Origin of the sequence: Dactylosporangium aurantiacum (assembly GCF_000716715.1) — a bacterium.
GTDB classification, from domain to species: Bacteria; Actinomycetota; Actinomycetes; order Mycobacteriales; family Micromonosporaceae; genus Dactylosporangium; species Dactylosporangium aurantiacum.
On the sequence record NZ_JNYJ01000142.1, the window covers coordinates 1 to 765 of the forward strand.

General features: G+C 62.9%; 2 protein-coding genes. Both read left to right on the plus strand.

Annotation, left to right across the window (positions count from 1 at the left end):
* Positions 1-304 (plus strand): carbohydrate ABC transporter permease (locus OP18_RS50660; protein ID WP_033368008.1); only part of this gene is annotated, 304 nt, incomplete at its 5' end.
* Positions 301-765 (plus strand): carbohydrate ABC transporter permease (locus OP18_RS50665; protein ID WP_033368009.1); only part of this gene is annotated, 465 nt, incomplete at its 3' end. The genes OP18_RS50660 and OP18_RS50665, both read left to right, overlap by 4 nt.

Consider the following 765-nt stretch of genomic DNA (forward strand, 5'->3'; position numbering starts at 1 on the left):
GTTGGACGGTGCGGGTGCGGTGCACCGGTTCTGGCATGTGACGCTGCCGCACCTGCGCGGGATTCTCGGCATCGTGGTGCTGCTGGAGGTGATCTGGAATGTGCAGCACTTCGATATGATCTACGTGTTGACCGGTGGTGGGCCGGCGGGTTCGACGACCACGTTCGCCGTGGCGGTGTATGACACCGCGTTCAAGGCGTTCGACCTGGGCAAGGCCAGCGCGCTCGGCGCGTTGTGGCTGGCGCTGATCCTGGTTCTGGTTGTGGTGTATGTGCGGGTGTCGGAGCGGGGTGAGCCGGCATGAGGCGACTGTTCGCCCCGGCCACCACGGTCGCGTTGATCGGGATCTTCGCGTTCGGTCCGGTGTACTGGGTCCTGGTTACCGCGCTCACCCCGACGCATGACGTGTTCCGGTTCCCGCCGCATTTCGTCCCGGACCGGATCACCGTCGAGCATTTCACCGCGATCGCCGGCAACGCCAAACTGCTGCGGTACCTGACCAACAGTCTGATCGTGTCCAGTGTGACCGCGGTGCTGACCGTGATCGTGGCCGCCTATACCGGGTACTCGTTCGCGAAGTTCCGCTACCGGGGGCGTCGTTCGCTGATGTATCTGGTCCTGGCTTCGCAGATGTTCCCGCAGGCGTTGCTGCTGATCACTCTGTACCTGGTGTTCAGCCAGGTCGGTTTGATCAACTCGTATGTGGCGTTGATCCTGTCGTTCACCACGTTCACGTTGCCGCTGTGCGTGTGGATGTTGAAGGGG